This window comes from Aquicella siphonis, assembly GCF_902459485.1.
Classification (GTDB): Bacteria; Pseudomonadota; Gammaproteobacteria; order DSM-16500; family DSM-16500; genus Aquicella; species Aquicella siphonis.
Genome location: NZ_LR699119.1, coordinates 1,842,594 through 1,864,668, shown reverse-complemented (window position 1 = coordinate 1,864,668; position 22,075 = coordinate 1,842,594). Strand labels below are relative to the sequence as shown.

Annotated in this window: 17 protein-coding genes; 9 read left to right on the top strand and 8 right to left on the bottom strand. The window is 48.5% G+C overall.

The features are described from left to right. The first annotated feature begins 57 nt into the window (after positions 1–57). Positions 58–2,613 carry a hypothetical protein gene (locus tag AQULUS_RS08690; RefSeq protein ID WP_148339752.1) on the top strand — a complete coding sequence of 852 codons (2,556 nt, stop codon included), beginning with the start codon at positions 58–60 and terminating at the stop codon, positions 2,611–2,613. 11 nt (positions 2,614–2,624) lie between these two features. Here AQULUS_RS08690 and AQULUS_RS08685 read toward each other — a convergent pair whose 3' ends face one another. The 4 genes from AQULUS_RS08685 to AQULUS_RS08670 all read right to left on the bottom strand — a co-directional run bounded on the left by AQULUS_RS08685 (position 2,625) and on the right by AQULUS_RS08670 (position 8,052). After that, positions 2,625–4,667, bottom strand: coding sequence for a hypothetical protein (locus AQULUS_RS08685; protein ID WP_148339751.1), 2,043 nt, complete (start codon positions 4,665–4,667; stop codon positions 2,625–2,627). 161 nt (positions 4,668–4,828) lie between these two features. After that, positions 4,829–5,596 (bottom strand): motility associated factor glycosyltransferase family protein, encoded by a 768-nt coding sequence (locus AQULUS_RS08680; RefSeq protein ID WP_148339749.1) that lies wholly within the window; start codon positions 5,594–5,596, stop codon positions 4,829–4,831. A gap of 13 nt (positions 5,597–5,609) precedes the next feature. After that, entirely contained in the window at positions 5,610–6,626 is a 1,017-nt protein-coding gene (locus AQULUS_RS08675; protein ID WP_148339747.1) for a glucokinase, read from the bottom strand. Between the two features lies 1 nt (position 6,627). Further along, entirely contained in the window at positions 6,628–8,052 is a 1,425-nt protein-coding gene (locus AQULUS_RS08670; RefSeq protein ID WP_172622799.1) for a sugar porter family MFS transporter, read from the bottom strand. A 207-nt stretch (positions 8,053–8,259) separates the two neighbouring features. Between AQULUS_RS08670 and AQULUS_RS08665 the strand changes: the two genes are divergently transcribed. From AQULUS_RS08665 to rlmKL, 6 genes are read left to right on the top strand one after another with little or no spacing between them, the layout of a single operon-like run. Then, positions 8,260–8,988, top strand: coding sequence for a DUF2520 domain-containing protein (locus AQULUS_RS08665; RefSeq protein ID WP_148339742.1), 729 nt, complete (start codon positions 8,260–8,262; stop codon positions 8,986–8,988). Continuing rightward, on the top strand, positions 8,975–9,766 hold the full coding sequence (panB, locus tag AQULUS_RS08660; protein ID WP_148339739.1) for a 3-methyl-2-oxobutanoate hydroxymethyltransferase: 792 nt from the start codon (positions 8,975–8,977) through the stop codon (positions 9,764–9,766). The genes AQULUS_RS08665 and panB overlap by 14 nt, the downstream gene beginning before the upstream one ends. Continuing rightward, a complete protein-coding gene (gene panC, locus AQULUS_RS08655; protein ID WP_148340324.1) occupies positions 9,744–10,502 on the top strand; it encodes a pantoate--beta-alanine ligase in 759 nt (252 codons plus the stop codon). Before panB ends, panC begins: the two co-directional genes overlap by 23 nt. A 15-nt stretch (positions 10,503–10,517) precedes the next feature. Further along, positions 10,518–10,871: an aspartate 1-decarboxylase gene (gene panD / locus AQULUS_RS08650; protein WP_148339737.1), complete on the top strand. Its 354-nt coding sequence runs from the start codon at positions 10,518–10,520 to the stop codon at positions 10,869–10,871. Between the two features lie 53 nt (positions 10,872–10,924). Then, complete coding sequence (locus AQULUS_RS08645) at positions 10,925–11,710, top strand: type III pantothenate kinase (RefSeq protein WP_148339736.1); 786 nt, start codon at positions 10,925–10,927, stop codon at positions 11,708–11,710. Between the two features lie 8 nt (positions 11,711–11,718). Continuing rightward, on the top strand, positions 11,719–13,266 hold the full coding sequence (rlmKL, locus tag AQULUS_RS08640; RefSeq protein ID WP_172622798.1) for a bifunctional 23S rRNA (guanine(2069)-N(7))-methyltransferase RlmK/23S rRNA (guanine(2445)-N(2))-methyltransferase RlmL: 1,548 nt from the start codon (positions 11,719–11,721) through the stop codon (positions 13,264–13,266). A 678-nt stretch (positions 13,267–13,944) separates the two neighbouring features. Here rlmKL and AQULUS_RS08635 read toward each other — a convergent pair. From AQULUS_RS08635 to AQULUS_RS08625, 3 genes are all read right to left on the bottom strand, one after another. Further along, positions 13,945–16,230 carry a Tex family protein gene (locus AQULUS_RS08635; protein WP_148339734.1) on the bottom strand — a complete coding sequence of 762 codons (2,286 nt, stop codon included), beginning with the start codon at positions 16,228–16,230 and terminating at the stop codon, positions 13,945–13,947. A 184-nt stretch (positions 16,231–16,414) separates the two neighbouring features. Continuing rightward, positions 16,415–17,548 (bottom strand): SGNH/GDSL hydrolase family protein, encoded by a 1,134-nt coding sequence (locus tag AQULUS_RS08630; protein ID WP_172622797.1) that lies wholly within the window; start codon positions 17,546–17,548, stop codon positions 16,415–16,417. Between the two features lie 134 nt (positions 17,549–17,682). After that, positions 17,683–17,991 carry a hypothetical protein gene (locus AQULUS_RS08625; protein ID WP_148339732.1) on the bottom strand — a complete coding sequence of 103 codons (309 nt, stop codon included), beginning with the start codon at positions 17,989–17,991 and terminating at the stop codon, positions 17,683–17,685. Between the two features lie 171 nt (positions 17,992–18,162). Here AQULUS_RS08625 and AQULUS_RS08620 point away from each other — a divergent pair, with 171 nt between their 5' ends. Together AQULUS_RS08620 and AQULUS_RS08615 are read left to right on the top strand one after the other, a co-directional pair. Then, positions 18,163–18,990 (top strand): ExeA family protein, encoded by an 828-nt coding sequence (locus AQULUS_RS08620; protein ID WP_148339730.1) that lies wholly within the window; start codon positions 18,163–18,165, stop codon positions 18,988–18,990. Beyond that, positions 18,977–19,552, top strand: coding sequence for a hypothetical protein (locus AQULUS_RS08615; RefSeq protein ID WP_148339728.1), 576 nt, complete (start codon positions 18,977–18,979; stop codon positions 19,550–19,552). Before AQULUS_RS08620 ends, AQULUS_RS08615 begins: the two co-directional genes overlap by 14 nt. Before the next feature lie 63 nt (positions 19,553–19,615). On the opposite strand, the gene AQULUS_RS08610 is transcribed toward AQULUS_RS08615, so the two are convergent. After that, positions 19,616–22,030 (bottom strand): sensor domain-containing protein, encoded by a 2,415-nt coding sequence (locus tag AQULUS_RS08610; protein WP_172622796.1) that lies wholly within the window; start codon positions 22,028–22,030, stop codon positions 19,616–19,618. Positions 22,031–22,075: the final 45 nt, after the last annotated feature.

Below are 22,075 nucleotides of genomic sequence, written 5' to 3'. Positions count from 1 at the left end.
GTAACTCGTGCGTCGCCTCTGTATCATGGGTGGTTCGAATGGAATAGGAATTAGATTATGGATGGTCGTTCTCCTGAAAAGGATTTATTTCCTGAGTTATCAGATTCTATCAATAGCATTTATGAAGGCATGCTGAGGCAGGCATTGCTAATCGTTAAAGAAAGTTTACAAAAGAATGCCCCTCATCCCGATAAGATTATTAACTTGCTTCATTTTTTTAATGAAACCGGTTTTAATTTAAGTGGAAAGGTATTGGAAAGCCAGGTTTATCCGCTTTTGTACGAGGCTCTTATTGCAAGAATGGAAGTCGATAGAGAGCAGGCAGAAGTTCATAGTAATAATTTGCTGGAAATGCCTGTGCAAATGCTGTCTGACCCGGGTTTTTTAAATTTTATTCAGCAGAATTCAAACAGAGAAAAATTTTATTATCTTAATCTGTTCAGATTAGCTGCCGCGCAAACTATCACAAGACTTGATCAGCAAGTGGATGATCCAGGCTTGATTAAACAGATTTTGGAAATACCAGGCTGTTTGACATATTTGGAAAGTAATGAATCTGTACTATATATTCTTGATGAAATTGCAATGAGAAGATCAGGCTTGGCTAAAAAGAAAATGCCTGATCTCACTGTGCAAAAGGTTAAAAATAAATCCATATCCCAAACGCGAATCCAGCCTTTACAGGAAGGGGAATCAAAAAAAGCCTTGATTCCATCAGTGTCTTCCACTTCGGATTATTTGCCGTCGAGGTCATCATCGTCAAGCTCGCAGTCAGTGAGCAGCAATATATTATCATCGGAACAAGAAATTTCTGATCATGACGAAGAAGATGATTTTGCCAGTGTTCAACAACTATATCAACGCTGGCTGGACTCTGGTCCGGCAAGGTTGCATGATGAGTTAATCCAGGTTAAATCAAAGATTGAAGCCTCGCGCGATTATTATCTTCAATGCGGTATCGAGGAAACCGTATTGGAAATATTAAAAGATAATTTATTGCTTACTGCTTATATACATCAGATAAATCAACGTGTGGCCAGTTTGAAAGAGTCAAAGGAAAGCGTTGAGAATTCAAGTGAAGAAATCGCTGCTGTGACGGCGGCAATCATGAAATATAATAAAAAGAAATTCCTGGCGATTCAATGCCGCAATCTTGTCGTGACCCTTGACGCTATCATTAAGAATAAATTAACGGAAGAAGCTGAAGTTAAAGGTTTTATTGCTGATATCAATAAGTCATTTAAAGCTTTTGGTAAATTTCGTGCGCATTATGGCCGATACCTGAAGCTCAAGAAAACGGTAAAAAAACTGGGAGGAGATGTGTTATGTTTCTCTCTTGACGGGCATGAAAAGTTACTTGATGATGTCGTTGATAAGCTTGAAGAAGAATTGGCAAGATACCCTGGATTGAAAGATAAAATCAAGCTTGGCATGGGCGGCGACAAGCAGAATCGCCCTCATTTGGTAAATAATTTAACCCTGTTGTGGGAGATGATTAATATCCATCTTGCCGCATATACTCGCAATATCGAAACAATCATTTATAGGCAGTTAAATGACTTGCCTGAGCTGCAAATTGAATTCAAGTCGTTTATGGCCGGCCAGCGCGCTGAATTGAGTGAAGAGCTGGATGCGGAAATAAGTTTATATATGAGCGATTTTCATAAGAAAAAATTTATATTATCCATGCAAAAAATAAGAAGCATGCACGATGATTTTTATGGCGAGAAAAAAGGATTTATGAGGCTGGCGAGTGGCATGAATCTTGCGCCAGTGTTGCCTGATTCAGGTCAGGTAGAGGCTAAAATTCTAAAGACACAAGAGAATGTGACGCTTTTTCAATGTCAGTATGAATTGATGCGCGATTTTTCCCGCATCAAGGATAAGAAATCAAAAAATGAAAAAGCAATGAAGCGATATTTGGTTAAATTGAACAGCAATGGAAGTAAATTAATTGAAAGGTTGAGGGATGGCAAGCCCGCTGATAAAAAAGGCTTGTCAGTCGTTTCCATGGTGCGTCGTTTATCAAAAAGCCACGTTGCTGATAACAAGATAAGGTCCAGCAGCTCTGCTGTTATCACGAAGCAGCTGTCGACTAAAAGAAATGTGGCGCCGCCGGCTGAGTTGCCGCCGGTTCCTCCGGCGGGCGTGCGTATGGAAAAACAGTGTGATGAATTTCTCAAAAAAATCATTCCTCTTTTAAATAAATGCGCTGGTTGCAGAGATAAAATTGAAGTGGCAATTGTGCCAATAGAAAAAGGATACCGCCAGGCTGGCACATCCGATTTGGAAAAGATGCAAGCACAGCTTAAGGTTATAGAGGAAAACATTTCTTTAATTCAAGATCATTTTGAATTGCTTAATGACAGGTTGAAAATTAATTTTACGGAAGCTGAGGCGGTAAAACTTTTTGATAACCATGGTAATTTCTTGCGGTCCGAAATCGACACGCTTGGAAAATTTATTACAAATCCGGAGCGTTACTTTGGTTGTTTAAGCCAATATGTAAAGATAAATAAACAATTGCAGGACTATAAGCTGCGCTTTAAAAAACTAATGGCAACTCCGTTTAACCAGACAGAAGAGTTGCCATCTTATCGTGTCAAAATGTAATGTATCTGAAACTACATGCTATGGCTGAGTTTCTCCTGGCCTTGCACATGTATCTGTTCCTTGGTAACAAAGCCGGTCTTCAGCATTTCAGACAATATCTTGCTTAGGCGTTTATCATTCAGCGCGCCCCATTCCTTTGGAGTAAATTCAATGTCGTTATTATCGGGGTTTGCGACCAGGTCGCGTAACTTTCTTGCGGCGCTCAGCTTGATTCCCTTGTCGAATTTCGCAAACATTCCAAATTTATCGCGCTGGTCCGTATCGCGCTTGCCTATGTAATCATCCAGGTCTTTCAATATTCTCACCTTGGTGTGATTCGGCGCATGTTTGTCCCGCCATTCAGCCATCCAGGGTTCGGGTTGAATCCCTTTTTTATCAAGGCCGTTTAAATACATATCCACGGCATTCCAGATCAGCTTGGTATGGTGATTCATGCCGCGTCCCTTGACCAGGGTGGGTGCGGCATGCAAGGCGCGGTGAAATTCTTCCTTGCTTATGGGCGTGCCTTCCTCCAGAGACTTCATCAGATTGTAATAAGCGGATGACACACCGCCTCTGTCAATCGCATCCTTGCAAGACATATTGAAACTCGCGGGTTTCAGTGTCTCGATGATGTAATTGGTCAGTTCGTATTTGACGAAGTGAAAATAAATGGCTTGCATTTCAGCCGGGCTGATGGTTGCCCGTGTGTCCGGATCCACGCCAAGTTTTTTAAATGTTTCTTCCAGCAGACCAATAAGCACGGTATTTTCTGTGACGGTGTTATATCCATGCTCGCTATATTCATCGGTGCCATAGAGCAATTGTTTTATGTCATCACTGATATGAAAATCTTTGATATCTCTGGGGCTGGTGCCATTAGCAATCGCCAGAATATCATCAATGGCATCCTGGACGCGGATAGATTGATGATGATCTTCAAGCAAATGCTTGTCCATCATTCCCTTGTCAGCAGGCAGGGTGATGACGGCTACATTGGGATGTCTTTTTTCCAGATCATGCAGCTTCATGGAGAGCCTGCTCTCACGCTTGCCTTCCATGTCATCCCGGTCATAGCCCAGATTATTGAAGTAAATATGTGTGATGCGTGTGGACGGGCCTAGCGGCGGGTTTGCTTCCCGTTCCAATTGTTGTACTTCCAGAAAGTCTTCAAACAACGGGCTGACGCGTGGCTGTTTGTCGTGGTACTGGCCTTGCGTGCCAAAGCGGTATTCCATTGGAATATCTGTTCGGTGATCGCCGTTCACGTCCAATTTGTAATCATACGTTCGTATGGATGCCATGCTGGTGGTGGATTGCGGTTTATATGTGGAAGACATCATGGCAGAAAAGCGCGCGATTCCTGATCCTTCATACTGCGGCGTGGTTTTGTTCAAATCGCGAGTCAAGATGCCGGACCCTCTTTTCATACGTTTTGTAATCGTTTCTTCAATTTCCTGCGATGTGTGCAGCGTTTCTTCCACAATGTCTTCCACCATTTTTCCTGCCCGCTCCAACCCCTTGTTGGGGTTGGCATAAATGGTTTTGATTCCGGTCCTGCGGATTGCTTCGAGAAATTCTGCCCGTGCGGCGTTTTCACGCAGCGCTTCTTCAGCCAGTCTTTTTCCATCTTCATTCATTTTTTTTACAGTGCCTTCGGACTGCGCTATATTTGAGGTGTAATTAATCACTCTTGCTCGCTGCAGTTCATTGTCCTGCTCCAGGTTTAGCCTTTCATTGGTTACATACTCTTTGATCTTCTCAAGGTTATCTTCCAGATCCAGAATGAATCGGGTGTACAAGTCGCCGTAGGCATACCCCGGATTATAGTCAGAGTATTCCTTGAATAATTCGTATATTTGATCAAGCGGGAAAAATCCCTTAGGGAGTGAAACGCTGCGGGGATCTTGATGCAGTGTGTCGCGAACCACATTTTCGAGAGCTTGAAAAATTCTTAACAGATATTCATAACTGTTGATATTTCTGAGCTCATCGCCGCCGCGTATTTCTTTTGCATTTTCCACCCTGACTTTTTCATGCAGTACTTCAGGTTGTTCATCATGTCTTACTTCCATAACACGCCTCCCTGATCTGATTTTGAGAGCTGTGTACCGGATTGCAATTTTTCGTTTCTATAAATTAATTATAATATGAAAATCACCGGATTGGCGTGGAGTGCGCGCGAGGGTTTTTCTATCTATATGATTGCATTTGGCTATTTGTTCATTTGATTTTTTTATGTGTTTGGAAGAATGGCAGTGGCGTCACGCAGCAGCATTTTGATTTGTTCTATTTCTGACATTTGCATGAAATTTCTTTGAGCTTGTAATTGCGGCGGAAGCATGAGCAAAGCTTCGCCTGTTATCGTAACAATGGCGCGGGAATTTTTTAACGCATTGGCATAGCTTTCTGAATAACCAAATTCCAGCTTGTAGTCAGTGACATCATAAACAAGCCCTTCAGAAGTGAACATGCCTTGAGGAAACGCGAGAATGGCGCATTTGTCGCCGCTTACGCCTGGTATGACGCAAGTATCGTTTTTTGCGTAACAAAGAGTTTGTTGTTCGGTATGCAGGATCAGCGGGCGTTCTTTTTTGTATTCGCTGCGCAGTGAACGCAGCGCCGCTTCATGATGATCCAGTCGGCCGCCGGTCGCGCAGATTAGAGTAATACTGGCGGCCTGATGTTCATCACTATATCGGATAGCCTTGATCAGGTCAGTCAGGTTCTGGTTTTTACGCGGCACAATGGTGACGCCATGGTTTCCGACATAAGGACTGGTGTTATCATCCAGCCGAGAAAATGTTTCGCGGATTCCCCAATAAGCAGCGTGTGCTTCGGTGTCGCAGTCAAAATCACCGAGGAGAATATCAGGCAGAATGCCAATTCGGGCCAGTTTATCAGCGGCCGCATCCAGCGCGATGATGGTTTTGTTTTGCGCGGCTTCTTCCAGTATCTCTCTTGCCAGAAAATTGCCGTCAGCGACAATAAGATAATCTTTCATGAGACAGGGTCTTTCAATTTGACAGTAATCGTCTGGCGGCGTAGTAACCGCTGCCAATCAAGGCGTGTTCGTGATTTTGCAAAACACCCAACGGGTATTCTTCGCGCTGCATGAGATACGCGGGCGAAGCGTAAACGCCGGCAAAAAAATCCGGACGTTCGAAGACATCCAGATGGTTGATCACTACGCCTCCCGTGATCCACACACCGCCTTCCGGCATGAAAGTCAGCTGCACTGTGCCTACGAACAAGCCCAGATACCAGGCAAACGCATCCATTAGTTCCGGCGTCTTGCCTTCACGCATCTTTTTTCCGGTTTCTTCCGGCGTGATGTCGGATGTGCCGGGATAGAAAAACTGGTACAGATTGGCTGTTCCTTTTCCGGTCAGGATTTTTTCAAAGGTGAGGGCGGGATTTGCGTGTGCGGGCGTGATCTGCTGTAAAAAACGCATGATTTGCTCATGCCGCTCCAGATGCTGCCGGTCAGCGCTGGGAGGAGTGGTAATGCCTATATGGCCGGCTTCATTATGCCCCAGCCAAAAATCACCATTGGCGAATAACACACCGTCTTTCAGCCCCAATCCTGTGCCTACGCCCAGCGCCACGCGCCGGCCCTGAGGCTTCATGGCGCAGCTGTTTAGCCGTTTGATATTTCTGGGTTGCTCCATGTAGGAAGTAAATGTCGAGCAGACGATGGAGGCGTAATCATGGATCACTGCGAACGGCGGCCATTTTTGCAGTTTGGCGGTATTCGCGAAATGCATGGGATAAGGATACGCATTGGTGTGCAAGAGATATTTGCCGTCATAATGGCCCGCGGCGCCTATACAGATGGCGTTCGCATCGCGCATGGCGGTGTCCAGCCCTTGTTCCAGTTTGCTGATCAGGTTTTCCAGGGAAGATGTGTCTGCCAGTTTGACTGTGACATGTTTTTTGCAGGCAAGAGCGTGTGTGGACGGCTGATACTCAATCAACCCCGCCGTGCATTTGGTGGCGCCCAGGTCCCAGGTAATGATGGTTTTCGTCCGCATGTCAGTCTGCCTGGTATTCGGGCGTCTGGGTAAGCGGTGTCTTGCTCGGTCCGGGTTGTCCGATATCACGCAAGGGCAGGCGTCTGCGTATGTTTTCTTCTATTTGCTCCAATGTCACGCCGTTTGTTTCCGGGACTTTGTAATAACAGAACGCGAAGCTGAACACGCACATCAGCGCATAGATCAGAAAGGTCATGCTGGGACCCATGGCGTTAAGCAGGGTGAGAAAAGTGGATGAAACGATAAAGTTCCATAGCCAGCAGCTGAACACTGCAACGCCCATGGCGGTGGCGCGTACTTCAAGCGGAAAGATTTCAGAGACGACCAGCCATAATATCGCGCCCAGGCTGAAGGCAAAGCAGATGATATACACAAAGGTACAACCCATGGCGATCCAGCGCAGCAGGCTGGCGTCCGTGCCGGACTGGAATGCCACACTCAGTCCTATCAGGCTGATGCACATACCGATGAGACCGGTCAATAACAGGGGGCGGCGTCCCAGTTTATCCAGGTAACACACTGCAAAAATGGTCGCGAGGACGTTGACTATGCCTATGCCGACGGTGGCCAGAATGGAGCTGGACGCATCGGGAAATCCGGCGAGCTGAAAAATGGCAGGTGCGTAATAAATGATAGTGTTGATGCCGGTGACTTGCTGAATGAAACCCAGCATTGCTCCCAGAAACAAGACAGGCAGGATCCAGGGTTTGAAAATTTCCCTGAAGCTGGCTTGTTTGATCTGCAGGCTGTTGCGGATTTCATTGATTTCATGGGACACATCTGTGGATTTACGCAAACGCCGCAAGGTGTTGACCGCTTCGTCATGGCGGTTTTGCTTGACCAGCCAGCGCGGGCTTTCAGGCAAAAAGAACATGCCCAGGCTTAACAGGACAGCGGGCACCAGTCCTATGCCGAACATCCAGCGCCACGAACCGTCAATATTGGTGAAGGCATAATTGATGATGAATGAGCATAAAATACCGATGGTGATGGCAAGCTGGTTTAGTGATACCAGCCCGCCGCGCAACTCATAAGGCGAGACTTCCGCGATATAAAGCGGGGCGGTATAAGACCCGATGCCTATGGCAAAACCGATGAAAAGGCGGCCAAGCAGGATGCCGCTGACTTGTGCCGCCAGCGCGGCAATGGCTGTGCCGGCAATGAATAATCCGGAAATGATCAGCATGAGGCGGCGGCGGCCAAAACGATCAGTGAGACGGCCGCTCGCGAGCGAACCAAACATGGCCCCGAATAATACGCTGCTGACTATCAGTTCCTTCATTTCAGTGGAAACAGGGAAGTCTTTTTCTATGAATAACAAAGCGCCGGAAATGATTCCGGTATCAAATCCGAACAAGAGGCCCGCGACTGCCGCGATGGCAGAGACAATGTATATGTAAATGACTGATTGATTGCTAGGTTTCATAAAGCCTCCCTGAATGAAAAAAAGTACACTGTTACCTAACATGAATTGACGCCAAGCGCAAGATTCAATCCTGCACGGGTATCGTGCCGGTGTGCTCGTTGTCTTGCCTGCGCACCTGTGTTCCGGTAGATTATTCAGTGATTCGACCGTTTATCGGCGGAGACTGATCGTGTTGAGTGTGTTAATTTTGCGCAACAGGACTTGATCATGCGACAAGTACCTTCTTATCTTCTCATTGGCAACGGCCGGGTCGCGCGCCATTTTCAGCATTATTTTTCAATGTTAAATCTCGTCTATACGCAATGGCACAGACAACAACCGCTGTCCGAACTGCGTCAGGGAATAGAACAGGCCACGCATATCCTGATCCTGGTCAGCGATGGCGTCATTGAAGACTTCATTGATGAATATCTCTCCGCGAGCCGGGCGGTGTTAATCCATTTTTCCGGCAGCCTGGTGACTGAAAAAGCCTATGGCGCCCATCCTCTGATGACGTTTGCGCATGAGTTATACGATCGCGCGCAGTATCAGGCCATACCGTTTATTCTCGACCATGATGCGCCGGCATTTTGCGAATTGCTGCCCGGCCTGCCTAATCAGTCTGTGCGCCTGCATAAATCCCTGAAGCCGCGCTATCATGCCTTGTGCGTGCTGAGCGGCAACTTCAGTTGTTTATTATGGCAGAAACTGTTTCAGACGTTTGAGCAGGAATTGCAGATTCCTGCTTCGGCCGCTCATCCTTATCTGCTTCAGCAGACACAGAATTTACTCTCTCATTTCCCGACCGCGCTCACAGGACCGCTTGCGCGGGGCGATGCGGCGACATTAAAAAAAAATCTGTCCGCGCTTGAAAACGATCCTTATCAGCGCGTTTATCAAAGTTTTATGGATTGCTATGCAGACCTGGTTCAGGAGAATAAGCATGAACATTTTTGACTTTACGAAGAAAAAGCAGGCGGCGGAAAAAATCAGCATGATCACCTGCTATGACTATACCAGCGCGAGAATCCTCGCGCAGACTTCGGTAGATTGCCTGCTCGTGGGCGACAGCGTGGCCATGACCATGCATGGATTCAAGGATACGCTGTCCGCCACGCTGGACATGATGTGTTTTCACACGGCGGCGGTTCGCCGCGGCGCGGGTGATAAATTCATCGTGAGTGATATGCCGTTTTTAAGTTACCGCAAATCGCTCAGCAGCAATGTTTCCGCCGCGCAGGCATTAATGCAGGCGGGAGCGCAGGCGGTCAAGCTGGAAAACGCGGCCGGCAATCTGCGTCTGATCCGGCATTTGACGGAGTCCGGCATACCTGTGATGGGGCATTTGGGCCTGACCATGCAGCTGATGCACACTTTGGGCGGCCTGAAAGTCCAGGGTAAAAACCAGGATGACGCCGAACGCATCAGACGCGATGCGCTTTTACTGCAGGAAGCAGGGTGTTTTTCTCTGGTGCTGGAATGTATCCCCAGCCGGCTCGCGCGGGAAGTTTCCGAGTCATTGATTGTTCCCGCGATAGGAATAGGCGCGGGGCCGCATACGGACGGCCAGGTGCTGGTGTTTCAGGATTTATTGGGATTGAACCTGGATTTCAGGCCCCGTTTCGTGAAAACGTTCATGGATGGCTCTTCTCAATTCAAGAATGGAGTGGAAGAATACGTCCAGTCCATTAAATCAGGAGGTTTCCCGAGTGATGAACATTGTTACGGAAATTAGGCACTGGCGGTCGCTGAGACAGCAATTGCACGGCAGGCAGACAGGCCTTGTGCATACGATGGGTAACCTGCATGACGGGCACTTGAGTCTGTGCCGGCGTTCACTGAAAGAAAATGATGTCACGGTGGCCGCGATATTTATTAATCCTACCCAATTCAACCGGGCGGATGATTTTGAGTTGTATCCGCGGACCCTGGACCAGGACAAGATTCGTTTGTCAGAACAGGGTGTGGATTATCTGCTGCTGTTTAACGCGGAACAACTTTATCCCGACCATTATCAGATCCAGGTTTCAGAAACAGAAATCAGCCGTGTGCTGGAAGGCGAGTTTCGTCCCGGCCATTTTACCGGTATGCTGACAATTGTTTTGAAGTTCCTCAATCTCGTGCAGCCAACCCGTTCATATTACGGTGAAAAGGATTATCAGCAGCTGCAGCTTATCCGAAAAATGGCGGATGCCCTGTTTCTTCCCGTTGAAATCATCGGCTGCGAGACCGTGAGGGCGCATGACGGACTGGCCTTGAGTTCTCGCAATTCTCGTTTGACGGATGAGCAGCGGGACCGGGCAAAACACTTTCCTGCCTTGCTGCAGAGCGGGCTGGATCCCGAAGAGATCGCGGCTCAGCTGACCCGCCGCGGTTTTAAAGTGGATTATATCGCTGATCAGTGGCAGCGCCGTCTGGGTGCGGTATGGCTGGATCAAGTGCGGCTCATCGATAATGTCATCATCAAATAAAATAAAGGTGCCACCATGCAAATTACCGTATTAAAATCCAAAATCGCCTATGCGACGATCACACGCAAGGAATTATTTTACGTTGGTTCCATCACGATTGATGAAGAAATCATGAAGCGGGCCAACCTGAGGGAAAATGAAAAAGTGCAAGTTGTCAATTTGAATAACGGTGAGCGCATTGAAACCTACGTCATCAAAGGCGAAGCTGGCAGCAGGGTTTTTGCGCTGAATGGCGCGGCAGCGAGAAAAGCTGAAGTCGGCGACAAGGTATTTATCATTTCGTACGCGCAAATTGACGCCGCGGAACAACTGCAGCCCATCATCGTGGATCTGGAACACACGTTGACTGAATTGAAAGCGGCGGGGTAGAACGGATGCGGCATTCTGGCTGCGTCATCACATATTAAGCGAAGGGGATGTTCATGCTGTTATGTCTGGATGTCGGCAATACTCATATTCTCGGCGGCGTGTTTGACGGGGATAATCTGGTCGCGCGTTTCCGTTACGCGACCAATCTGATTGGTACCGCTGATCAGTTCGGAATTTTCCTGGTCAATATCTTGCAGACAAATCATATTGTCCCGACTGATATCTCGGCGACCGCCGTCAGTTCAGTCGTGCCGGGCTGTGATTACACCATACGGCATACGATTTCTCTTTATATCAAATCGGCGTATTTCATGTTGCAGGCGGGCGTCAAGACCGGATTGAACATCAAATATAAAAACCCCAATGAAGTCGGCGCCGACCGCATTGCCAATGCCATAGGCGCGGTTAACGCCTTTCCGCAAAAAAACCTGATCATCATTGATATGGGAACGGCGACCACGCTGGATGCGATCACCAAAAAGCGTGATTACCTGGGCGGAGCGATTTTGCCTGGCATGCGCCTTGGCATGGAGTCGCTGCGCACCAACACCGCCAAACTGATGGAAGTGGATATTGAAACACCTTCGACTTATATCGGGCGTACGACGCGCGAAAGTATTCAAGCCGGCCTTTATTATGGTCAGTTCGGCGCGCTCAAGGAAATTATCAACGGGATGAAGCGAGAGATGTTTCATGATGAACCCGCACTGATCATAGGAACAGGGGGGTTTGCGCAATTATTCCGGGAAAAATCCCTGTTTGATGTGATACTGCCTGACCTGGTCTTGCAGGGATTGTCCAGGGCGTATGATTATCATGTTCAACAGGATGCCAGATAGGAGAGGGTGTGACTTCTGCCAATACATTGCCTTATCGCTTGTTTGCCACCACACCCAAAGGGCTGGAGCTTTTGCTCGTTGAAGAACTCCGTACCCTGGGCGCGAATAATGCCGCTGAAAAACTGGCAGGCGTGGCTTTCTCCGGCGACCTCCAGCTGGCTTACCGGGTTTGCCTGTGGTCACGGCTGGCCAACCGTATCCTGTTGTCATTGACAAAAGTGCCGGCCTCTTCACCGGATGAATTATATGCGGGTGTGAGAACGATAGACTGGAGTGAACATATCAATCCGCATGGCACTCTCGCGGTCCAATTTGTCGCTTCGCAATCCAATATGACTCATACATTGTTTGGCGCGCAAAAAGTCAAGGATGCGATTGTCGATCAACTGCGGGAAAAATTCGGCGTCAGGCCGGATATCTCGCGTGAACGCCCTGATGTGTGCGTTTACGTTTATCTGCATCGCAACGAGGCAGAGATCAGCCTGGATTTGTCCGGAGAAAGCCTGCACAGGCGCGGATACCGTCTGGTATCCGGGTCCGCGCCGCTCAAGGAAAATCTGGCTGCGGCAATTTTGCTGCGGGCGGGGTGGCCGGAAATCGCGAAAAACGGCGGCGCGCTGCTGGATCCCATGTGCGGCTCGGGCACGCTGTTGATTGAAGCGGCTCAGATGGCGGCTGATACCGCGCCGGGACTGGGGCGTGAATATTTTGGATTTCTGGGATGGAAAAAACACCGCAAGGCTGTATGGGAAACGATATGGGCTGATGCTGAAAACCGCAAGGCGGCAGGGATGAAACGGCTGCCGGAAATCGCCGGATATGACCATGATCCGATTTCCATCAGGATCGCCTTTGAAAATATCGAACGTGCGGGCCTGCTTGGCAAGGTGCATGTTGAGCGGCGTGAATTATCCGTTTTCGCTCCCGAGCCTCAATTCAAGCCGGGGCTGGTCGTGGCGAATCCGCCTTATGGGGAGCGGCTGGGTGACAGGGAAACTCTTCAGCCTTTATATCAACTATTGGCTGAGCGGCTCAAGCTGTGTTTCACTGGTTGGAAAGCGGCTGTATTTACCGGCAATCCTGAGTTGGGCAAACAAATGGGACTGCGCGCAAAGCGGTATTATGCTTTATTCAACGGCCCCATTCCCTGCAAATTACTCTTGTTTGACGTGCTGCCGGCGTATTTTATCGATCGCAGTCCCGCGGCTGATAATGAACGTCGTGTGCGTGCCGCGCAAAAAGCCGTGAGCGGTCAAGATCCGCAGGCGGCGCAAATGTTTATCAACCGATTGCGCAAAAACCTGAAGCATCTGAAACGGCAGGCGGCGCGCAGAGGGGAAACTTCTTATCGCGTGTATGACGCAGACTTGCCGGAGTACGCTTTTGTGATTGATATTACGGAAGCTGGCGTCATGGTGGGGGAATATGAAGCGCCAAAAACCATCCCTGAAGATAAGGTCTTGCGCAGGCGCAATGAAATATTGGCAGTTTTGCCCGAAATTCTGGAAATTGCGCCGGCACGGATATTTTTCAATGTGATTCCCAGGCCGCGCTGATTCCCGCTTTCGCAGGAATGACAACAAGGGTGTGGGAATGAGGAGGATGAACAACCCTTCGACAGGCTCAGGGCAGGCCCTTCGAGACGGCACTGCGTGCCTCCTCAGGGCGAACGGGTTTAGTGTTTTCCGTTCGTGGTGAGGAGCGGCGAGTAGCGGCATATTCGATTTCCGTTCGTGGTGAGGAGCGGCACGCAGTGCCGCGTCTCGAACCATGAACCCCGGCTATGGATTCCCGCTTTACCGGATACCACGGCGCTTTCGCGGGAATGACGAGGGGGAGCGGTGGCCAGCAGCCGATTTATCATGGAGAATATCCCTAGGCGTTGTGAGACATTTGCCATACGTTGCAGGGGAAATCAATCGAAATCAGCACAAGAAATGTACGCCTGGAGTAGATGGCGGGATGGTAACCTCATGATTAACTTTTATAAATTGCGGATAGAGTGCTGACAAGCCGAGCCGCTGATTCCAGGGATAGATTATCATGGGTATTGTCATTAAGAAAAACGATAGATAAACTGCATTTCATAGTCAAGGATTGACTAGCGGTTATTGAAAGGATTCTGCAACCACTCCTCGTTTTGTGTTATTGCATGGATGCAAATTTAACAAGGATGCTTTACAGACTTCTGTTAAGGGCAGCTCCAAAACTGCCCTTTTTCTTTTTTCAAGCCTTTATTTTTTCTTTTGCAGCGCTTGCAGTAACATATTGCCTAGCGTAGTTTCCTGGCTTTTGGCTATGGCCTTTCCATGAGACAGTTTGCCAGGTGCGCGCGCGCCAGTTTGCCTGGCGGAAGCGGGTGCCGGAGTTTCAGACAGCCGCATGCTAAGCTGTATACGTTTACGCTGAATATCAATTTCCAGTACTTTCACTTTCACAATGTCACCGACCTTGACGACGCTGTGAGGGTCTTTGACAAAGCGGTCCGCGAGCATGGAGATGTGCACCAGTCCGTCCTGGTGGACGCCTATATCCACAAAGGCACCGAAATTGGATACATTGGTGACGACGCCTTCCAGAATCATGCCGGCACGCAAGTCAGCGAGTGTTTCTATCCCTTCCTTGAAGACGGCAGTTTTAAATTCCGGCCGCGGATCGCGCCCGGGTTTCTCCAGTTCGTGCAGAATGTCTTTTACAGTTGGCAGCCCAAACTGTGCATCCGTGTATTGAGCAGCGTTTAAACGCGTTAACAAGGCGGTGTTGCCCATGAGCTCCTGAATGGGCTTTTTCTGGTCCTTCAGAATCCGCTCCACGATGGCATAGGCTTCCGGATGAACGGCTGAGGCATCCAGCGGATTATCGCCGTTTACAATACGCAGAAAGCCGGCAGCCTGTTCAAAGGCCTTGTCTCCCAACCGGGGGACTTTTTTCAATGCCTGCCGGTTTTTGAATGCCCCGTTTTCATCACGGTAGCGGATGACATTTTTCGCAACGCTCTCATTAAGGCCTGCGACACAGGCCAGCAAGGGAGCGGAAGCGGTATTGACATTCACACCGACCGCATTGACACAGTCTTCCATCACCGCATGCAAGGTCCGCGACAGTTTGGCCTGGTTGACATCATGTTGATATTGGCCGACGCCTATGGATTTGGGATCAATCTTGACCAGTTCGGCCAGGGGATCCTGCAGGCGCCGGGCAATGGAAACAGCGCCGCGATACGAGACATCCAGATCGGGAAACTCCTGGGCGGCGAGTTCTGAAGCTGAGTACACGGATGCGCCTGCTTCAGACACGACTATGCTGGTCAGTTTTAACTCCGGATGGCGTTTTTTTAATTCAGAGACCAATTTGTCTGTCTCTCTTGAAGCTGTGCCGTTACCTATGCTGATCAACTCCACAGCGTGATGCTGGCAAAGCCTGGCGAGCGCAGAGAGAGAAGCATCCCATTCATTACGGGGCGCGTGGGGAAAGATAGTGACATGCGCCAGCAGTTTGCCCGTTCCGTCAATAACGACGGCTTTGACGCCCGTGCGAAGCCCGGGATCCAGCCCCAGTGTCACGCGTGATCCGGCGGGCGCCGCCATCAGCAAATGGTTCAGATTGCTCGCGAAGACCTTGATGCCTTCTTCATCAGCCTGTTCGCGCAGCTGCATAATGGCTTCGAGCTCCAGTTTCAGGAAGATTTTGATGTTCCATGCCCACTTCACGGTTTCAATTAACCAGTTGTCAGCGGGACGGTTGTTGTTCTGGATGCCGAAGGTCTGCATGATTTTTAAAAGGCAGGTTTCTATCCGGTCTTCTTCCAGGAACAGCGTCACATTGAGAATTTGTTCGCGCTGTCCGCGAAAGACGGCCAGGGCGCGGTGAGAAGGGATTTTTCTGATGGGTTCCTGATAACTGAAGTAGTCCGCGAATTTGCTGCCTTCGGTTTCCTTGCCCTTGATTACGCCGCATTTGAGTATGCCATGGTCCCAGAGAATGCTGCGGAATTCACCCAGGAGACCGGCGTGTTCGGCAAAATGCTCCATCAGAATGTGTCTCGCGCCTTCCAGAGCGTTTTCCGCGGTGAGGATTTGATGCTCCGGGGATAGAAATGATAGGGAAATTTCTTGCGGGGACAGCGCGGGGTTATTCAGTAATTGCCAGGCGAGGGGTTCCAGGCCGGCTTCCTTGGCAATTTGCGCTTTGGTGCGGCGTTTGGGTTTGTACGGGAGGTAGAGATCCTCCAGTGCGGACTTGCTCTCCGCCTGCAAGATGGTCTGCTCAAGTTCGGGAGTCAATTTGTGTTGATCGGCAATGCTCTTGAGTATGGTTTGACGGCGTTCATCCATTTCACGCAAATAATGCAGTCTGATTTCAAGTTCGCGTAACTGAGTGTCAGTTAAACCGCCAGTGGCTTCCTTGCGGTAACGGGAAATAAAAGGCACGGTTGCGCCGCTATCCAGTAACTGAATGGCAGCGTCGATTTGCTGAATGGCGACGTTTAATTCACTTGCGATTTTTTCGTTGATATTCATGATTCCCTCTATGATAGCCTGCCGGCAGGCGAGCGGATTTTAGAATGGTTTTTTGCTGTGTCATGCGGTAAACAGATTCAAAAAGCCGGATAGATTCAAGAGTCCTGGTTGCAGACATTCCGCGGTTTTCCACGGAATGTCTTTGTTCAAAGCAGTGAAATTTTAACGGGAGTCCATGGGTTTTTCAAACAGGGTTTTGTTCCGCAGGGCTTTGTCCCGGCTGATAATTCTGATTGATAAACTCAATAATGTTTTTTGAAATGATCTTATGCACAGGCGCAGTGGGGTGAATCCGGTCCCAAAATATATGATTGTCCGGGTTCTCGCAGGCTGACAGGCCAGTGGTCCCGTTCTCGCTGACCTTGTAAGTTTCCATCAGCGCGGGCGTCGTATAAATGTAGTTGGCCAGGGCGGCGGCGTCCACTTTGTTGGTATTCGTTGCGGCAAACGATCGGGAGCGGGTGCGCAAGTGGTCTTCAATTTGCCGGGTTATCATCTCTTCAGTGACTTTTTTCGCCATAAGCGTGTAACCACCCAGCCAGCATGACTGTTTGGTGTCGCTGATCTGCGTACCGTATTTCTGATTAAACGCATCCGGATTGTTCATGAAATCTTGCAGCAGCTGGTTCACGTTGTACACATGGATATTCACATTTTTATAGCTTTCCTGGATTTCCGACACAGCGGCATCCAGTTTCAGGTTGTGCACCAGAGTGGCGGAATGCAGCAGGTCTTTATAGGTGCTGGATTGCCCATAGGGGGTCATGGAGAGATCCGGAAGATTGATGACCAGAAAATTATTGCCGCCATGATAAATCAGGCTTTCAATGCTGCTTTTAATGGAATTCACCACATTGGTTGACAATTCGTCCAGATTATCTATGCCGGGAAGGTAATCATTGGCGCCTTCCCAGAGAATAAACAAAGTCGTGGAACGGTCTCTGAAAATAGTGCGCAGCAAATAATTGTCCAGCGACAGAGTCAGGGTGTACGGCTGGTAACCTTTCGTGGGATTATGAAAAATGGCCGTCTGGCCGGCTATGGCGTAATTGACTGATTCAACCTGGTTTTTTTCAAGAAAATATTGATCGACATATTCAGGCCAGACAGGACCGTTGGAAAACCGTCCTTCAAAATAGGGCGGTGACTTGGGCATGAAGCCAAAAATATCGGAATAAAAATTACCATTGTCCGAGAGGCTGTCGCCAAAGAAGATGATTTTTGAAAACGGGGTCGTGTTCTGGGAGTAGGATGCGGCTGGCAGAATGCAGAAAATCAGTGTCAGAATGCCAATGAATGCGTAAATATGTCTTTTCATATTCTCCCCTCTTGTTATTGAGAATTTCATTATTACCTTAAAAATGACTAATGAGCAATCCGTAAACATTTGGCCAGGGAAAAGGCAAAATAAATCTATATCTATCAATAACGTTTATGAGCGATGCGGCGGGATTACAGATATTGCAGAACAGGAATGAGTGATATGACGATGGTCAGGGCAATGAGCGGAGCGAGCGGAATGATCAGCATGAGCGCGGCCAAAGGCAGGCTTTGAATAACACGTCTTGCGCAGACAAAGAGGACAAAGAGATATAGTATCCCCAGGATGACGCCCTGGAAGATCCAGCCGCTGCCCCGGTGAGTGTAGTACACCGCGATGCAAAAAGTCGCGATGTAAAAAGCCAGCAAGGATTCTGCCGTGATAGTCAGGTAGAGTTTCCAGGGCACCAGGTTGTGATTGTCTTCATCGGATGCTTTCATAGTGCCGCTAGTTTAACACCGATACGGGTATTAGCATACTGGTGAAACAGGTCATTTTCTCGTAAGCGTTCATACGGCGGCTTGATAGTCAGGCGTTGTCTGTATACAGTAGGATTCTATGAAATTGATGTTATAATTAATCCCTTTTAATAGCTGCATGGATGAGACGCTATGTATAATGATTACTATCAGCTCAAGGAAAATCCCTTCAACGCGACCGCGGATCCCGATTTTTTCTTTTCCAGCAAAACACATTCCGAAGCTGTCGCCAATCTGATTTATGGCATTGAGCAGCGTAAGGGCATCCTGGTGGTTACCGGCGAGATAGGCACGGGAAAAACCACGCTTTGCCGGAAAATTTTCAAACTGTCGACCAAGCGCATCAAATTTGCTCTGATACTCAATCCCAAATGTTCTGAACTGCAATTGCTGCAAATGATTGTTCACGATCTCGGCATCGAAACCAAAAGCAAGAACAAATACAGTCTGGTGCAGGCGCTGAATGAATTTCTGATTGCTGAGTCCAGCCAGGGCAATAATATCGTGGTGGTTATCGATGAAGCGCAGCATTTGAGTGTCAAACAGCTGGAGCAAGTCAGGTTATTGTCCAATCTGGAAACGGAAAAGGAAAAGCTGCTGCAAATCATCCTGGTAGGCCAGCCGGAATTGTATGACAAGCTTCAGCTGCCCGCTTTGCGCCAGCTCAGACAAAGAGTGGCGGTCCATTTTCATGTCCAGCCTCTGGAAAAAGAAGATGTGCGCCATTATATCCATCACCGCATAACAAAAGCTGTCATGGATCCACATGAATCACGCAAGGTGGAATTTACTGAGAATGCAATAGACAGAATTTATCACTATACCAAAGGTTCTCCCCGCACGATCAACATCTTGTGCGACAGGGCATTGCTGGCAGGATTTGTCGCGGATACTTATTCAATTGATGATGAGATCATTCAAAACTGTGCAAAGGAGATATTGTACTGTGAGCATCATTAACGACGCCCTCAAAAAGACGCAACAGACCCGGAAAGTTGACAGCGAGAAAAAGCAGCAGGCTAAAATCAAGTCTGCGGCGGCGCCGGCTGTCCCCGCTGCGTCAGAGCCGCCAAAAACCAAGCCTTCCCCCCAGGCGGCGCAAAAAGACGAGCCCAGGCAAAAACGCGCTCAGCCGGTTCAAAAGACGGAGGCGGTCATTACCTGGAGAATGGCCAGTTTTCTCACCGTGACAGGCTTGCTGGTGATTATGGCGCTGGCTAATTACGATAAGCTGGTCACGCGCGTCAACGCGTTCCTGAATCCAGCCATGAATGTCGCAGCGGCAACCACAAATACTTCCGCGCCTGTTGCTGTCGCAGCCAGTCCTGGAAAAATCAAGGTGGCGTTTGAAGGGGTGTTTATGACGAATAATACCAAGACTGCATTGATCAATAAGCAATCCCTGCATGTGGGAGATACGGTCAATGGCATGACTATCGTCGCCATCAATGAGGATTCAGTAGATTTGCAAAACCATGACGGTCTTGTTGAAATCAAGGCTGGCGCCACCTATCTGCTGTAATGGGCTTTCTGATGCAAGCCGTGTCCCCTGGCCAGGCCGCAAGGCCGGGGCGCGGCATTCGGTTTATTCTGTCATTTCAGTCGCGCGATAAAACTGATACTGGTTCTTTCCCGCGTTTTTAGCGGCATACATGGCGGTGTCTGCGTTCTTGATTAACCGCGCGGCATTGCTGCCATCGTACGGATAAAGGGCAATGCCAATGCTGACTGAAACCTGCAGAACATGACCGCGAATTTCAGCGGGTTTTCCTAGGGCTTCAAGAATCTTGTCGGCGATAACAGCGATGGATTCATGACGCATGGTGTCAGCGAGAATAATGACAAACTCATCTCCGCTCAGTCGCGCTGCCGTATCGTTCGCGCGCAAGGTGTGGCGCAGCCGGGTCGCGAGTGTCTGCAACAGTTCATCACCCGCATCATGGCCCAGGCTGTCGTTAATCTGTTTGAACCCATCAATATCCAGGAACAGGACAGCGAATGATTTATGATTGCGTTCCGCGTGAGCCAGGCTCTGGTTTATCCGGTCTACCAACAAATGCCGGTTGGGAAGATTGGTAAGCGAGTCATGATAAGCCAGTTGATGGATTTTTTCATGATAAAGTTTGCGTTCCGCGATATTTTCAATTTGCGCGATAAAATACAGCGGGGTGTTTGTGATGTTATCGCGTATGATAGTGGCGGTTAACTGACCCCAGATGATTTCCCCATTCTTGCGTATATAGCGCTTTTCTGTTTTATAAAACTGCAGTTTGCCTGCCAACATACGTTCAACATTCCTGAGATCCGCGGGCAGATCGTCTGGATGGGTAATCGCATGAAAAGTGAGTTGCTCCAGTTCCGGCCGGGAATAACCGAGAATTTCACAGAATGCGAGATTGACGCGCTGGAACTTGCCTTCGAGCGAGACAATCGCCATGCCGATGGGAGCGTATTCCATTACTTTACGAAAGCGTTCTTCGCTTTCGCGCAGCGCGTATTCCATTTGTTTGCGCCGCGTATTATCGAATACGGTGGTTCTGCTCATAATATAATTTCCGCGGGCATCATAAACTGCTGTTGAATTCAGCAATACCATGAGCATGGAGCCATCTTTCCTCTGCATTTCATATTCTATGTCCTGGATAGACCCCTCACGTTTGAATCGGGTGAAAATCTCTTCAAACCTGTCCCTGCTGGAAGGTGACAGAATATCGGTAATTTTCAACTTTCCTATGACTTCATCGCGCATGTAGCCCAGCCATTTCAGTTCGGTCAAATTCATGCGCAAGAATACGCCGCGGTGGTCAATTGAATGGTAGCCGCAAGGAGCATTCTCGTACAAATCCTGAACTTCCATGATGGACTGCTGGAGCGCCCGCACGACTTTTTTGCGGTTGACTATCATGACAGCCATGACGGTTGCAAGCATGGAAACCAGCAGAAGGCTGCCAAGGTAAATTCCCATGATCAGAGGGTAGCGGGAGAGTGACGGATTGGGCAGTTTATCAGCTGGAATGAAAGTCACAATTTTCAGGGAATTGGCTGAATTGCCTGTTTGGTGGAGGTTCGCGTGTGCGGAAGTCTGCGCGGCATTCAATTCGGGATCATGCAAGGGATTGAAAGTGGTATATGTGAATAATCCCTGTTCGGTGACCAGGCTGCCCTGGCCAGTATTTTTGATCTTGCTCCAGATACCGGGATATTTCTGCGCAAAATTAGAAGTATCGCCTGGCATGTTATCAGAAGAATCCTGCATTGACGGATTTAGCCGATGTCCGCTGCTGTTAAGAAGATAGACAGTGTGTTCGCCTTTCATCGCCTTGTGAAAATCAGTCAATAAGGTGTTGCCGGACAAATGAAGCAGCAAGATGCCGTTTTTTTTGCCGGCGAAGCCAAAAACAGGCGTGGCGAAATATATAATGGGCGTGTTGAGCAGAGCATGACCCAGTTCGATTTGACTGGGCATGGACATATAGATGTTTCCTTCAGAAAGCGGCAGGGTTTTTAAAAAGATGTGTTGAATGCCCTGATTTTCCTTATTGGCGGTGTTGCTGGCGTGATTACCGGATGATTTATCGGTCAGATGCACTTGCGCGACAAGAAGGCCTTCGTTATCGAAATAATGGATGTTGTCATATATCCGCTTTTGCCTGGCGAAAGTGGTGAATGCCTCTATAAAATCATCTTTTTCACTGGCGTTTTGAGAATCAGCATAACGTTTGAGCGCGGGAACCTGCGCCAGGAATAATAAATCAGATGTGACTATACGGTTTTCGTATTCAAACAAGTGTGCCGCGACTTCTGTCTGGGATAATTCCCGCGTCTGAAGTGTCAGCATTTCCATGCGGGTATCAATTTTGAGTATGCCGTAAAAAATGCATGACACGATTAGAGCAAAGGGAAAAAATAGTATGAAAAAATAGAAAAGAATGATTTTTCTGTTGCCGTCATTTTTTGACCGCGCCAGCTGTTTGTCTGCCAAGGGTAGGAGTTTATCCATTAATCTCATTCTATCAAATTGCAAATTAAGGAATCCAGCAGTATC

What these genes read in the sequence shown, in the direction of transcription:
- AQULUS_RS08690 (WP_148339752.1), top strand. Translation starts at nt 58, where the DNA reads ATGGATGGTCGTTCTCCTGAAAAGGATTTATTTCCTGAGTTATCAGAT.
- AQULUS_RS08685 (WP_148339751.1), bottom strand. Translation starts at nt 4,667, where the DNA reads ATGGAAGTAAGACATGATGAACAACCTGAAGTACTGCATGAAAAAGTC.
- AQULUS_RS08680 (WP_148339749.1), bottom strand. Translation starts at nt 5,596, where the DNA reads ATGAAAGATTATCTTATTGTCGCTGACGGCAATTTTCTGGCAAGAGAG.
- AQULUS_RS08675 (WP_148339747.1), bottom strand. Translation starts at nt 6,626, where the DNA reads ATGCGGACGAAAACCATCATTACCTGGGACCTGGGCGCCACCAAATGC.
- AQULUS_RS08670 (WP_172622799.1), bottom strand. Translation starts at nt 8,052, where the DNA reads ATGAAACCTAGCAATCAATCAGTCATTTACATATACATTGTCTCTGCC.
- AQULUS_RS08665 (WP_148339742.1), top strand. Translation starts at nt 8,260, where the DNA reads ATGCGACAAGTACCTTCTTATCTTCTCATTGGCAACGGCCGGGTCGCG.
- panB (WP_148339739.1), top strand. Translation starts at nt 8,975, where the DNA reads ATGAACATTTTTGACTTTACGAAGAAAAAGCAGGCGGCGGAAAAAATC.
- panC (WP_148340324.1), top strand. Translation starts at nt 9,744, where the DNA reads ATGAACATTGTTACGGAAATTAGGCACTGGCGGTCGCTGAGACAGCAA.
- panD (WP_148339737.1), top strand. Translation starts at nt 10,518, where the DNA reads ATGCAAATTACCGTATTAAAATCCAAAATCGCCTATGCGACGATCACA.
- AQULUS_RS08645 (WP_148339736.1), top strand. Translation starts at nt 10,925, where the DNA reads ATGCTGTTATGTCTGGATGTCGGCAATACTCATATTCTCGGCGGCGTG.
- AQULUS_RS08635 (WP_148339734.1), bottom strand. Translation starts at nt 16,230, where the DNA reads ATGAATATCAACGAAAAAATCGCAAGTGAATTAAACGTCGCCATTCAG.
- AQULUS_RS08630 (WP_172622797.1), bottom strand. Translation starts at nt 17,548, where the DNA reads ATGAAAAGACATATTTACGCATTCATTGGCATTCTGACACTGATTTTC.
- AQULUS_RS08625 (WP_148339732.1), bottom strand. Translation starts at nt 17,991, where the DNA reads ATGAAAGCATCCGATGAAGACAATCACAACCTGGTGCCCTGGAAACTC.
- AQULUS_RS08620 (WP_148339730.1), top strand. Translation starts at nt 18,163, where the DNA reads ATGTATAATGATTACTATCAGCTCAAGGAAAATCCCTTCAACGCGACC.
- AQULUS_RS08610 (WP_172622796.1), bottom strand. Translation starts at nt 22,030, where the DNA reads ATGGATAAACTCCTACCCTTGGCAGACAAACAGCTGGCGCGGTCAAAA.